Origin of the sequence: Glycomyces terrestris (genome assembly GCF_003933745.1) — a bacterium.
Taxonomy (GTDB): Bacteria; Actinomycetota; Actinomycetes; order Mycobacteriales; family Micromonosporaceae; genus Glycomyces; species Glycomyces terrestris.
Genome location: NZ_RSEB01000001.1, coordinates 34,500 through 47,367, shown reverse-complemented (window position 1 = coordinate 47,367; position 12,868 = coordinate 34,500). Strand labels below are relative to the sequence as shown.

At 73.3% G+C, this 12,868-nt stretch carries 13 protein-coding genes; 10 read left to right on the top strand and 3 right to left on the bottom strand.

Features of this window, described 5'->3' with window-relative positions:
- Window positions 1–110 precede the first annotated feature (110 nt).
- Window positions 111–692, top strand: a complete 582-nt coding sequence (locus EIW28_RS00215; protein ID WP_125245726.1) for a redoxin domain-containing protein — start codon at window positions 111–113, stop codon at window positions 690–692.
- A gap of 1 nt (window position 693) precedes the next feature.
- Here EIW28_RS00215 and EIW28_RS00210 read toward each other — a convergent pair whose 3' ends face one another.
- Window positions 694–1,470: a cytochrome c biogenesis CcdA family protein gene (locus EIW28_RS00210; RefSeq protein WP_125245725.1), complete on the bottom strand. Its 777-nt coding sequence runs from the start codon at window positions 1,468–1,470 to the stop codon at window positions 694–696.
- A 232-nt stretch (window positions 1,471–1,702) separates the two neighbouring features.
- Between EIW28_RS00210 and EIW28_RS00205 the strand changes: the two genes are divergently transcribed.
- Window positions 1,703–2,605: an NADP-dependent oxidoreductase gene (locus EIW28_RS00205; RefSeq protein ID WP_125245724.1), complete on the top strand. Its 903-nt coding sequence runs from the start codon at window positions 1,703–1,705 to the stop codon at window positions 2,603–2,605.
- Window positions 2,606–2,847: 242 nt separating this feature from the next.
- On the opposite strand, the gene EIW28_RS00200 is transcribed toward EIW28_RS00205, so the two are convergent.
- Complete coding sequence (locus EIW28_RS00200) at window positions 2,848–3,438, bottom strand: TetR/AcrR family transcriptional regulator (protein WP_125245723.1); 591 nt, start codon at window positions 3,436–3,438, stop codon at window positions 2,848–2,850.
- 87 nt (window positions 3,439–3,525) lie between these two features.
- Between EIW28_RS00200 and EIW28_RS00195 the strand changes: the two genes are divergently transcribed.
- The 5 genes from EIW28_RS00195 (at window position 3,526) to EIW28_RS00175 (ending at window position 9,635) form a co-directional block, all read left to right on the top strand.
- Window positions 3,526–3,960 (top strand): VOC family protein, encoded by a 435-nt coding sequence (locus EIW28_RS00195; RefSeq protein WP_125245722.1) that lies wholly within the window; start codon window positions 3,526–3,528, stop codon window positions 3,958–3,960.
- A gap of 115 nt (window positions 3,961–4,075) precedes the next feature.
- Window positions 4,076–5,539 carry an RICIN domain-containing protein gene (locus tag EIW28_RS00190; protein WP_125245721.1) on the top strand — a complete coding sequence of 488 codons (1,464 nt, stop codon included), beginning with the start codon at window positions 4,076–4,078 and terminating at the stop codon, window positions 5,537–5,539.
- A 167-nt stretch (window positions 5,540–5,706) separates the two neighbouring features.
- Window positions 5,707–7,887, top strand: coding sequence for an MMPL family transporter (locus EIW28_RS00185; protein WP_125245720.1), 2,181 nt, complete (start codon window positions 5,707–5,709; stop codon window positions 7,885–7,887).
- A 130-nt stretch (window positions 7,888–8,017) separates the two neighbouring features.
- Complete coding sequence (locus tag EIW28_RS00180; RefSeq protein ID WP_125245719.1) at window positions 8,018–8,680, top strand: hypothetical protein; 663 nt, start codon at window positions 8,018–8,020, stop codon at window positions 8,678–8,680.
- Window positions 8,681–8,894: 214 nt separating this feature from the next.
- A complete protein-coding gene (locus tag EIW28_RS00175; protein ID WP_125245718.1) occupies window positions 8,895–9,635 on the top strand; it encodes an ABC transporter permease in 741 nt (246 codons plus the stop codon).
- Window positions 9,636–9,757: 122 nt separating this feature from the next.
- Here EIW28_RS00175 and EIW28_RS00170 read toward each other — a convergent pair whose 3' ends face one another.
- A complete protein-coding gene (locus EIW28_RS00170) occupies window positions 9,758–10,351 on the bottom strand; it encodes a TetR/AcrR family transcriptional regulator (RefSeq protein WP_125245717.1) in 594 nt (197 codons plus the stop codon).
- A 105-nt stretch (window positions 10,352–10,456) separates the two neighbouring features.
- Between EIW28_RS00170 and EIW28_RS00165 the strand changes: the two genes are divergently transcribed.
- The 3 genes from EIW28_RS00165 to EIW28_RS00155 all read left to right on the top strand — a co-directional run bounded on the left by EIW28_RS00165 (window position 10,457) and on the right by EIW28_RS00155 (window position 12,854).
- Window positions 10,457–10,672: a hypothetical protein gene (locus EIW28_RS00165; RefSeq protein WP_125245716.1), complete on the top strand. Its 216-nt coding sequence runs from the start codon at window positions 10,457–10,459 to the stop codon at window positions 10,670–10,672.
- Complete coding sequence (locus EIW28_RS00160; protein ID WP_125245715.1) at window positions 10,662–12,257, top strand: carboxylesterase/lipase family protein; 1,596 nt, start codon at window positions 10,662–10,664, stop codon at window positions 12,255–12,257. Before EIW28_RS00165 ends, EIW28_RS00160 begins: the two co-directional genes overlap by 11 nt.
- 288 nt (window positions 12,258–12,545) lie before the next feature.
- Window positions 12,546–12,854 (top strand): trypco2 family protein, encoded by a 309-nt coding sequence (locus tag EIW28_RS00155; RefSeq protein ID WP_125245714.1) that lies wholly within the window; start codon window positions 12,546–12,548, stop codon window positions 12,852–12,854.
- The last annotated feature ends 14 nt before the right edge of the window (window positions 12,855–12,868 follow it).

Genomic DNA, 12,868 nt, shown 5'->3' with positions numbered 1-12,868 from the left:
CGCGGGTCGACCCCGCGAGACTTCACCGGAACGTAAGGATTCCCGCGCGCCCGCACGGCCCCTGGCGGGCAGGATGAAAGGACGATCACCCTGACGAACGGAGCATTGCCATGAAGCGCACCGTCATCGGCGTCGCGGCCGCCGCGGCCGCGGCCGTCCTCGCCCTGAGCGCGTGCGGCTCGGAGGAGCCCGACGACACCGGAGACGCGGCGACCACCATGGGCGAGACCACCACCGCGCCCGGCGAGTCGACCGCCGCCGAGACCGACGCCGCCGTCCCGGAACTGCTGGACTTCACCGCCACCACCGTCGACGGCGACGCCTTCGAGGGCTCGTCGCTGGCCGGCAGGCCCGCCGTGCTGTGGTTCTGGCAGGAGGACTGCCCGATCTGCCAGGGCCAGGGGCCGGACGTGGAGGCCCTGATCGAGGAGCACGGGGACCGGGTCGCCGTCGTCGGCGTCGCCGGGACCGGCCTCTACCGCTCCAGCACCGAGGAGCAGCTCCAGGCGTTCGTGGAGGACACCGGCACCGCCGAGGCCACGCACCTCCAGAGCCCCGACGGGGAGCTGTGGACCCGGTTCGACGTGACCTCCCAGAGCACCTACGTGCTCCTGGACTCGGCGGGCGAGATCGTCGACAGCGGGTCGTTCTCGGGCGGCGAGCTCGACGAGAAGGTCGCCGGACTCGGCTGACTCACCCGCCGAACACCGACCGCACGACCTCCTCCAGGAACCGCTGCACGGTGCGCGCCCCTTCGACCACCGGGTCGGAGGGGTCGCCGCCCGCGAGCACCCGCATGTCCCACCAGCCGTAGTACGCCACGTAGAGCCCCGCGACGACGAGCAGAGCGCCCACGACCCGCGTCACCTTCGGGTACTGGCGCCGCATCCAGGCCACCATGCCCTGGCGCGCCAAGGCGATAGCGAGCGAGACCGCCCCCACGACCAGCGCCATGCCGAGCGCGTACGCCAGGAACACCAGCGTCCCGCCGAGCACCGAGGCCGAGCGGAACGTCTGCGCCATGACCGCCAGGAACGGCGCGACGGTGCACGACAGCGACGCGAGCGCGTACAGCAGCCCGAAGACCGTCATCGAACCGAACGAGCGGCGCACCTCGCGGCCCCCGATGCGCGGCAGGAACGACGGCAGCTCCCGGCCCAGCAGGAGCCACACCCCGACCGCCGCGACCGCGGCGCCCACGCCCACGGTCACCCACGGCAGCACCGCCGCCAAGTTCACCGCGACGAACGAGACGACGAGCCCGAACGCGCCGAAGACCGCCGTGAACCCGATCGTCACCGCGAGCGAGAACAGCCCGGCCCGCGCCAGCGCCTGCCGCCGCGAGACCTCCTCGCCCGCGGCGCCGCTGATGAGGAATCCGGCGTACACCGGCAGGAGCGCGAACCCGCACGGGTTGACGGCGGCGACCGCGCCCGCGATGAGCGCGAACGCGAAGGGGAGCTCGGTCATGCAGAAATTGTCCCGCGCCCGCGGCCCGAACCCCGCGGATCGTCCTTACAGTCAGCTGAACTCTCGCACCGGAGCGATCGGCGCCGCCCGCACCCCGAACGCGGCGGCGTCCTGACGAGCGGCCAAGGCGCAGTGCGGTATCGGCCGCCCCGCACGGGGACGCCCGAGGAATACCCGGTGCGGGCGGCGGGTTGATCCACCTCGAATGGCCTCACTGGGAAAGGGTGCTCTCTTGCGCGCTGTGCAGATCGACCGGTTCGGATCGCTCGACGTCCTCGGGCTGGTGTCGGCCTCCCCTCCGGAACCGAAGGACGGCGAGGTGCTGGTCCGCACGGTCGCGACGAGCCTGAACCCCGTGGACGTCAAGACACGGGAAGGCGTCTTCGGTGAGACGACACCGCTGCCGGCCACGCTCGGCTGGGACTTGGCGGGGATCGTGGTCGAAGGCGCCCGAAGCGGTCTGCGAACCGGGGACCGCGTCATCGCCATGTCGCACCAGCTCGCCGACGGCCGAGGAACCTGGGCCGATCTGGTCGCGGTCCCCGCTCGGGCCGTGGCGCCCGCGCCGGCGGCGGCCAGCCTCATGGAGGCGGCCACGCTGCCGCTCGCGGGACTGACGGCGCTGCAGTCGCTGGACTGGCTGGGGTTGTCCGCCGGGCAGCGGCTGCTCGTCACCGGGGCCGGCGGCGCGGTCGGCGGCAACGCGCTCCAGATCGCCCGCGCCCGCGGCATCGAGGTCGACGCCCTGGTCTCGCGCGACGAACAGGTGGCTCCCGCGCTCGAACACGGTGCCGGCACCGCCACGGCAGACCGCCGAGAGCTCCGCTCCCGCGCATATGACGCGGTGTTCGACACGTTCGGCGCCTTCACGACCGAGGCGGTCGCCGACGGCGGGCGGTACCTGTCCGTCGCGACGCAGGCAGGCCCGATCCCCGACCTGTCCTCGCGCGGTGTCGAGACCGTCGTCAATCAGGTGCGCGAGGACGGCGCCGGACTGCGCGAGCTGGCGCGACTGGTCGACGACGGCTCGCTGCGGCCCCGCGTGCACGCCGTGTTCGGCCTCGGCGAGATACGAGCCGCCCACGAACGCCTCCAGGGCGGGGGATTGAACGGCAAGATCGTCGTCGTCTTCTGAGCCGCCCGGCGGGACCGCCCCGTCCGGCGCGCCCAGGCCGACCCGGTACGAGCTGGGACGGCGAAACGAGATCGACCGCGACGCATGCTCCCGGCATCGACGACCGGTCCGACAGGTCGATGACCTGATCGCGCCCCACCTCGGGGCGTCGAGGATCGACCGGTGCCGCGGTCCGGACCGCCGGGACTCGACGGCGGCCGCTGCCCGCGCTTGCAGGTTTCCGGAGGCCCGATCGACTGCGACTAAGCCGCCTCGGTAGCCCGCAGGCCCTCCAGGAGCCGGTCGAGGGCGGCCGCGGCCTGGTCGAGGGCCTGCGGGTCGCCGGAGCGGGCGATCCACAGCGCCGCCTCGTTCATCGCGCCCGACAGGAGCCGCGCGAACGGCTCGACCGGCTGCGCCGCGATCACGCCGGCCCGCGCGAGCGAGTCGAGCGCTTCGGCGAGGTGCCGCGCTGAGGACGCCTCGTCCATCGCGCGCCACTCGTCCCAGCCGAGCACCGCCGGGGCGTCCTCGAGCAGGATGCGCCGCACGGCCGGGTCGGTCCCGGACGCCAGGAACGCCCGGCAGCCGGCGCGCAGCTGCGCCCAGGGGTCCGCGACCGCGTCGGCCGCGGCGGCGACGCGCCCGCCGAGCTCGTCCTGCACCTCGGCCACGACCGCCCGGAACAGCCCGAGCTTGCTCCCGAAGTGGTGGTACGCCGCGCCCTTCGTGGCCCCGATGGCCTGCGCGACCTCCGCGAGGACCACCTCGTGGTACCCGGCGGCGGCGAAGCGCCGCCGCCCCTCGGCGAGGAGTGCCCGCCGCGTCGCCTCCCGCTGGTCGGCCCTGCCCATCCGCGACCTCCGTTTCACATACCCAGGGTATGTTAACATCATCTTCGCATACCCAAGGTATGCGAAGATGACGAAGGAGACCACGCCATGACCACCCGCCTGACCGGCTTCTACCCGGTCCTCGCCACCGGCGACGTCGCCGTCGCGCGCGACTTCTACACCCGCCACTTCGGATTCGAGGCCACCTTCGCCGCCGACTGGTACGTGAGCCTGCGCCGCCCCGACGCGCCCCAGTACGAGCTGGCGATCCTCGACGCCGCGCACCCGACCGTCCCCGACGGCCACCGCGCCGCCCTCCGCGGCGGCCTGATCCTCAACTTCGAGGTCGACGACGTCGACGCCGAGCACCGCCGGCTCGTCGGCGCCGCGGGCCTGACCGAGCTGCTCCCGCTGCGCACCGAGGACTTCGGGCAGCGCCACTTCATCGTCGCGGCCCCCGACGGCGTCATGGTCGACGTCATCACCGTCGTCCCCGCGACGGGGGAGTACGCCGACCAGTACGCCCCGGGGCACGCGCCCTGACCGCCGCCCGCAGGTCGGGCAGCGTCTTGACCCGACTTGCGAGCGCTGTCATAATTCGGACGGGATCGCGCCTCACTTCCAGACCCGTGCACCGACGCACGAGAACGGACGCAACATGAACGTGTCGCATCGACCCCGAAACCGCTTCCGCCGCCTGCTGTTCGCCGTCCTGGCCGCCCTCCTGCTCACGCCGCTGACCGTCCTCTCCGGAGCGTCGCCGGCGGCCGCCGACACCAGCCGGTTCCGCGGCTTCAACTGGGCCGTCCTGGGGGACAACTTCGTCGAAGGCCCCCTCGTCCTCGACCGGCTCAGCCAGTCCGACAGCTACGACACCGTCCGGGCCAAGGCCGACGCCATATACGCCGACATGGCCGCGACCATGGGCGCCGACACCGTCCGGCTCCCCGTCAACACCCACACCGTCGGCACGGCCTGGTGGAACGCCTACCGCGGCACCATCGACGCCGCCACCGCCCGCGGCTTCAAGGTGATCCTCGCCTACTGGGAGGACGGCGCGGCCTCCGGCGGGCGCATCACCGACATGAACGCCTTCAACGCCATGTGGAACACCGTGACCGCGCAGTACGGGTCCAACAGCCTCGTCCACTTCGAACCGATGAACGAGCCCCACGGCTACAGCGCCACCGAGTGGACGAACATCGCCGCCGCCTGGATCAACGCCCGGCCCTCGATCCCGAAGGGCCGCATCCTCATCGGCGGCACCGGCTTCAGCCAGGACGCCAAGCCGATCTGCGCCGACGCCCGCCTGAACGGCACGCTCGTGTCCTTCCACCACTACGCGTTCTTCTACGGCACCAAGGACTACGCCGGCTGGGTCCAGAGCGTCCGCGACCAGCTGGGCAGCTGCGGCTCCCGCGCGGTCCTCACCGAGTTCGGCGCGCCCATGAACGACGGCCGCGACTACGCGAACGCGGCCAGCACCGACAACTTCGTGCGCTACCTCCGCGCCGTCACCGACGTCGCCCGCGAGCAGCGCATGGGCTCGACCTACTGGCCCGCGATCGGCGGCAAGCCCGGCTCGATCGGGTACGACTGGTACTCAATGTTCAGCGCGAGCGGCAGCGGCACCGCGATCGACCTCGCCATCCGCAACCCCTCCGGCGCCGACCGGATCCGCCACGCCTGGGGCGAGGACATCGGCGGCGGCCAGACCACCGACGTCGTGAACCGCCTCTCCGCCAAGTGCGTCGACGTCGTCGGCGGCTCGACCGCCGACGGGGCCGAGGTCATCCAGTACGACTGCCACGGCCGCGTCAACCAGCAGTGGACCCTGCGCCCCTCCGGCGGCGGCTACGTCCAGCTCGTCTCGGCCGCCTCCGGCAAGTGCCTCGACATCAGCGGCGCCTCCACCGCCGACGGCGCCAGGGCCATCCAGTGGACGTGCGGCAGCGGGACCAACCAGCAGTGGCAGGTCCGCGACGCCGGCGGCGGCTACGTGCAGCTCGTCGCCCGCCACTCCGGCAAGTGCCTCGACGTCATCGGCTCCGGCACCGCGAACGGCGTCCGCCTCCAGCAGGCCGCCTGCACCGGTGCGTCCAACCAGCACTGGACCCTCTGAGATCCGCGGCGCGTCCGGCCCGCCCGGACGCGCCGCACCCCGGTGACCTGCGCCGTTCCGGTGCGCCCCACTGGAAGAGGTAGGGCCAGCGCTACCGACTTGCGCCGTTTTCCCGTCTAGCGTCGGCTTGTGCGTACTCGCCGACTCCTGACAGGATCTGAGCCTCGATGACCTCTCGTACCGCCGTGTCCCCGCCTCCTGCCGCGCGCCGCCGCCCGACCGCCGTCCGCATCGCCGCTTGGAGCGCCGCCAACCCCTGGAAGGCCGTCGCCGCCTGGATCGTGTTCGTCGCCGTCTGCTTCGGCACCGGCGCGGTCGCCGGCACCGAACGGGCCGCGTTCTCCGACTTCTGGATCGGCGAGGCCGGCGACGCCGAGGCGATGGCCGTCGAACACGGCGTCGCCGCCCCCGCCGTCGAACGCGTCCTCATCACCGACCCGGAGGGCGGTCTCGACCCCGCGGCCGCCGACGCCGCCGCGGCCGACCTCACCGCCCGCATGGAGGCCCTCGACGAGGTCGGCTCGGTCAGCGACCCCGTCACCTCCGCGGACGGCGACGCCGTCATGGTCGCCGTGACCATGTCCATGCCCTTCCACGAAGCCGTCGACCACATCGACCCGCTCCTGGCCGCCACCGCCGCCGTCCAGGCCGACCACCCCGGCCTCGACCTCGCCCAGACCGGCAGCAAGTCGATGTCCGCCGAACTCGACGAGCAGCTCGGCGCCGAACTCGCCGGCGTCGAGCGCTTCACGCTCCCGCTCACCCTCGCGATCCTCTTCGTCGTCTTCGGCTCGCTCCTCCTGGCCGGCGTCCCGCTCCTGCTCGCGGTCACCTCGATCATGGCCGGCCTCGGCGTCTACGCCCTCGCCTCGCACGTCTTCCCCGACGCCGGCGGCGCCGTCACCAGCGTCCTCGCCATGATCGGCATGGCCGTCGGCGTCGACTACTCGCTCTTCTACCTCAAGCGCGTCCGCGAGGAACGCCGCCGCGCGGGCGCCGACGCCGGTCTCGACGCCGCCGTCCTCGCCGCCGCCGCGACCGCCGGCCGCACCATCGTCACCTCCGGCATCGCCGTCGCCGTCTCCCTCGCCGGCCTCTACCTCGTCGGCGACATCATCTTCTCCTCCATCGCCACCGCCTGCATCATCGTCGTCGCGATGGCCGTGGTCAGCTCCCTCACCGTCCTCCCCGCCCTCCTCGCCAAGTTCGGCCGCCGCGTCGACGGCGGCAGGCTCCTGCGCCGCAAGGCCACCGCCGACCAGAGTCGACTGTGGACGGCACTCCTGCGCCCGGCCCTGCGCCGCCCCGCCGTCACCGCCGCCGTCGGCCTCGCCGTCACCGTCGGCCTCGCGATCCCCGCCCTCGGCATGACCACCAGCGTCGAAGGCAAGGAGACCTTCCCCAAGTCCCTGGAGACCATCGCCGCCTACGACGACCTCACCGAAGCCTTCCCCGACGCCGGCGTCGCCTTCACCGTCGTCGCCCGCACCGACCCCGCCGGCGCCGACGACCTCGCCGCCGCCGTCGCCGAACTCGAAGCCGCCACCCAGGCGAACCCCCTGTTCGCCCCCACGGACGGACCCCGCACGCGCGTCTCCGACGACGGCACCGCCATCGCGATCGACCTGCCCGTGCCCTACCCCACCAGCGACCCCCGCGCCGCCGAGTCCCTCGAGCTCCTCCGCGGCGACCTCGTCCCCGCCACCGTCGGCCGCGTCGACGGCGCCGAGTACGCCGTCTCCGGCGAACCCGCCTACGCCGCCGACTACTCCGCCCACCAGGCCGAGCGCCTCTACCTCGTCCTCGCCTTCGTCCTCATCGCCACCTTCCTCGTCATGCTCGCCGCGTTCCGCTCCGCGCTCGTCGCGGCCCTGAGCATGGTCCTCAACCTCCTCTCGACCCTCGCCGCCTGGGGCGCCCTCGTCCTCGTCTTCCAAGGCACGTGGGCCGAGGGCCTCCTCGACTTCGACTCGCCCGGCTTCATCGGCACGCGCACCCCGCTCCTGGTCTTCACCATCCTCTTCGGACTGTCCCTCGACTACCAGCTGTTCGTCATGAGCCGCATCAAGGAGGCCGCCGAACGCGGCCTGGAGCCCCACGAGGCGGTCCGCCAGGGCATCCTCTCCTCCGCCAGCGTCGTCACCAGCGCCGCCGTCATCATGATGTCCGTCTTCGTGGCCTTCGTCTTCATCGACCGCATCGAGATGAAGCAGCTCGGCTTCGCCCTCGCCCTCGGCGTCCTCCTCGACGCCGTCGTCGTCCGCGTCATGATGCTGCCCGCCCTCATGGCCGTCGTCGCCCGCCTCGGCCGCTGGCCCGCGCGCTGGCGTCCGCAGCCGACGCCCTGAGCGGCGGCCGCGGTTGCACCTCAGGCCGAAAGGTGACGGATTCGGGAAGCTCGGGGCGACGGGCAACGTTCCGGACGGATCGGGGCATCTAAGGACCAGCAACGCTCGGAACCATTGGAAGGTGACCATCATGTCGTCAATCAAGCGCTCAGCCGCCGTCGTCGCCGCGGCCGCCGCGGTGCTCCTCCCGGCGTCGGCCGCCGCGGCCTCGCTCCCGGAGATCCCCGAAGCGGGCTGGGACTACTCGGAGCGGTGGGACTTCGTCCAGGACGAGCTCACCGCCGAGGCCCACGACGAGACCGTCGAGGCCCTCGCCGAGCACTTCGAGGACTGGACGTTCGACTCCTCGCTCCCGATGAAGCGGCTCCAGAACTACTACATCGACGGCCAGAACGAGACCCCGGTGCAGCGGAAGTTCCGCGCCGACTTCTACGTCGACCAGACCGGCGAGGGCCTCGAGACGGCCCTGTACCTGCCCGGCGGGATCACCCCGGGAATCCAGGACGTCTCCGGCGGCGAGGACCCGGACATGCACTACCTCCTCCACTGCCGCGCGAGCGACACCGACTGCGGCGAGACCGAACTCGAGGACGGCACCACCGTCGCCTGGACCACGGACGGCACCTACGTCGAGGCCGCGGCCTTCTTCGAGGACGGCTCCGTCGCCACCGTGTGGTGGGGCGACATGGACGGCGACGAGGTCGACGTGACCGCGGACCAGATCGTCGTCCTCGCCGCCGACCTCGACACCGAACCGGTGTGGGAGGCCCTGAAGGCCGACGCGGAGTCCTGACCTCCGACCGGTGACGGCCCTCGCCGAGCGGCGGGGGCCGTCCGTCGCCGCATCAGACCCCTTGTGCCGCAACCGGTGAGGCGATCGATCGCGCAGCTGCCGACTGCGCGCGACGCCGCCCGGGCGTCCCGCGCCTCCTCCGGCGCCGGCCGGGGTCTACGCTCGCCTCCGGCCCGGAACCGCGGCCGGCATCGGGCGAGTGGAGGAGCGGGACATGGGCGGCGCGGCGATCGCGATCGACTGGCGGTTCGCGGCGGTGCTGACCGTCCTGCTCGGAGCCGCCGCGCTCGCCGCCAAGCTCTCGGGCCTGCGCTCCTCGAAGGGCCTCGTCACCGCCGGGCTGCGGGCCGCCGTCCAGCTCGCGGCCGTCTCGCTCCTCATCACCTGGGTCCTCACCGCCTGGGGGCCGACCGCCGCGTTCATCGTCCTCATGGTCGCCGTCGCCGCCTTCACCTCCGCCCGGCGCCTCGGCACACGGCGCCTCCACTGGGCGGCCGCCGCGATCTGCGCCGGAACCGCGCCGGTCCTCGCCCTGATCCTCGCCGCCGGCACCGTCCCGTTCGAGCCGGTCGCAGTGGTCCCGGTGGCGGGCATCCTCATCGGCGGCGCCATGAACGCGACCTCGCTCGCCGGCCGGGGCGCCCTCGACGCGCTGCGCGACCGCCACGGCGAATACGAGGCCCTCCTCGCGCTCGGCATCACCGAGCAGCACGCCGTCCGCGAGCTGTGCCGCCCCGTCGCCGCCCAGGCCCTGCACCCCGCGCTCGACCAGACCCGCACGGTCGGCCTGGTCACCCTGCCCGGCGCGTTCATCGGCGTCCTCCTCGGCGGCGGCGACCCCGTCCAGGCCGGCGCCACCCAGCTCCTGGTCCTCATCGGACTCCTCGCCGCGGAGACCCTCGCGGTGGCCACGATCACCGAGGCCGTCGCCCGCCGCCGCGTCCTGCCCGCGTGAAGTCCTGCGCCGGACCGATTGGCAGGGAATAAGAGAGGTATATCGACCACGATGTAGTCGATCGCTGATCGACCCGCACCGCGACCTTGAAGCGACGAAGAACGGTCCGATCCAGGCCGCGCTCACGCCTCGAAGCTGCGCCGCACCTGGTCGGCGATCGCGCGCCTGGCCCGCTCCGGTGCGTCGTTGCCGGTCACGACCAGTGATCCGAGGCCGTTCGCGAGCGCGACGAGGTCCCGTGCCGCCGCACCCCGGTCGCCGCCGCTCGGCAGGAGTCCCGCGATCAGTTCGATGAGCCCGTCGTAGTCGGCGGTCAGGCGCCGCCGGAGTTCGAGGCGTGTCGAGGCGTAGACCTCGAAGGCCTGGCCGATGCGCACGAGGCGCCGGTGCTCGTCGTCGGCGGGGACCAGCTCGATCAGGACCGCGGTCGCGATCGCCTCGAGATCACCGGGGTCGGTCGCGCCCAGGCGCCGCCGGACGCTGCGGGCGCCGCGCTCGTTGATCTCGGTGAAGGCCGCCTCCAGCAGGGCGTCCTTGGTGGGGAAGTAGTGCTGGACGCGACCGGGGGAGATGCCGGCCTCGCCGGCCACGTTGCGGACGGAGACGTGCTCGGTCCCCCGCTCGTCGACGATCGTGAACACCGCTTCGAGGATGAGGCGGCGCTGCTGGTCGTGGGCGGCGCCGGGGCCTCGGGCGGCGCGGGGCGGCGGTGGCATCGGCCTCCGATCGGCGGGACGGCGGAATCCGGTTGATGGTAGCGCGGCGGGAGGGGTACGCTCGTCGCATCAGATCAATACGATCGTATTGAAAAAAGGAGCGTCATGTCCGCGATCGCGATTCCGCTCGGGCTCCTGCTCGCCGTCCAAGGCGGCGGGGGCCTGCTCAACCAGCTGCTCTCCGACTCGCGAAGCTGGTTCCTGCTCAACTACATCGACATGCCCGGCTGGCTGCGGCTGACCGCGCACGTCCTCCTGCTCGCCGCCGGACTCGGCCTCCTCGTCCGCTCCAAGGGCTGGCGGTGGCTCCTTGACGACTGACCGCGCCCGCGCGGCCCTCGCCGCGGCCGCCGCGGCCCTCGTCCTGGCCGCCGCCTGCACACCCGGCGGCGATCCGCCGCCCGACGCCACCGTCGCCATCGGCGACGGCGAGGTCCGCGGGGTCGCCGCCGACGGCTACCGCGAGTTCCTCGGCATCCCGTACGCGGCCCCGCCGGTCGGCGACCTGCGCTGGCGTCCACCGCAGCCCGCCGAGCCCTGGGACGGCACACTGGACGCGACCCGACCCGCGCCCCGCTGCCTCCAGGACGCCCGGCTCAGCGGCGACGACGTGGACCGCTCCGAAGACTGCCTGCACCTCAACGTGACCGTCCCCGACGATGCGGGGGCCGACCTCCCCGTGATGGTGTGGATCCACGGCGGCGGTTTCATCGAAGGCGCGGGCGACGAGTACGATCCGCGCCGCCTCGCCGTCGAAGGCGGCGTCGCCGTGGTGACCCTCAACTACCGCCTCGGCGTCTTCGGCTACTTCGGACACCCCGGTCTCGACGGATCGGGCTCGTACGGGCTGCTCGACCAGCAGGCGGCCCTGCGCTGGGTCGAGGCGCACATCGGCGCCTTCGGCGGCGACCCGGGCAACGTCACCGTCTTCGGCCAGTCCGCCGGCGGCCAGAGCATCTGCGCCCACCTGGCCTCGCCGTCGGCCGAGGGCCTGTTCGACCGCGCGATCATCCAGAGCGCCTTCTGCACCTGGGACCTGCCGGCGTCCATGCTGGCCCCCGGCATGCCCGCCGCCTCCCCGTGGGAGGAGGCCGGCGACCGCGCCGCGCGGGGCAGCGCCGCCGCCGCGTCCCTGGGGTGCGACGGCGAGGACCCGGTCGCGTGCCTCCGCGGGCTTCCCGCCGACGCCCTCATGCCCGTCTTCGGCGAGTTCGCCGGACCGGCGTACGGCACGCCCGACTTCCCCGACGACCCCTACCTGGCCCTGCTGGAAGGGCGGACGCGCCCGGTGCCGGTCCTCTCCGGCACCACCCGCGACGAGAACACCCTCCTCCAAGCCCTCCAGGACCTCGCCGGCGGGCCGCTGCGCGAGGAGGAGTACCGCGGGCGCCTCGCCGCGGCGTTCGGCGCGCATGTCGACGAGGTCGACGCGAACTACCCGCTCGCCTCCTTCGCCTCCCCGGGGCACGCGTGGGCCGCCGTGACCACCGACCGCGCCTTCACCTGCCCGACGATCGAGCGCACCCTGCTGCTCGCCAGGCGGGCGCCGGCGTTCGCGTACGAGTTCGCCGACCCGAACCCGCCGCCGATCCTGCCCGAGGTCGAATATCCGTACGGCGCCTACCACTCCGCCGACGAGGCGTACCTGTTCGACGAGCGCTTCCCCAGCGGGAGGCCCGCGCTCGACGACGCGCAGCGGGAACTCGCGCGGGACATGATCGCCTACTGGACCCGCTTCGCCCGCACCGGCGACCCGGGGCGGGGCCCGCAGCCTGCCTGGGACCCGGTCGACGCGGACCCCGCGCCGCGCGTCCAGTCCCTCGCGCCGGGGACGATCGGCCCCGCCGACGTCTGGGCGGCGCACCAGTGTCCGTTCTGGACCGAGGCCGCCGCGTCGGCCCGCTGAGGCCCGCCGACCGGCGCCCGCTCCCGGAGGACTCGAAGATCCGCTGATCCTCGCCCGCGCCGAAGCGTTCCGGGCCGCGTCAGCGGCGGGCGGCGCGGATGAGGGTCCAGGCGAGGTACGGTGCGCCGAAACCCCGGTGACCCGTCGCGGCACCGAGACACGCTCGCGTCCGCTCCGGGTGTGCAAGCGGCCCAACGCCTCGCGCCCGTCCCCCGGGGTTTCGGGCCCGCGGGCGATGGCCGGCTGCGGTTATGATCTGGGGCGAGACGACGGCGAGCGGAGGTCGAGTTGACGCGGCGGGAACAACACGAGGACTGGCTGGACCTGGCCGACGCCATCGAGGTGCTGCGCAGCCAGCTCGCGGAGGCGCAGCGCCGCGGCCAGGACTCCCAGTTGCAGTTCGTGCTCGGGGAGATCACCGCGGAGTTCGAGATCGAGCTGGTGCGCGCCAAGAGCGGCGGCGGGGCGCTGCGGTTCAGCGTCGTCGAGGCCGACGCCCGCGGCGAGCGGTCCTCGCGCTCCACCCAGCGGCTCACGCTGCGCCTGAACCCCGAGCACCGCGGCGGCGGCGACGTGGCCATCGGCGACGTCGAGTAGCGCCGGGCGCGCGG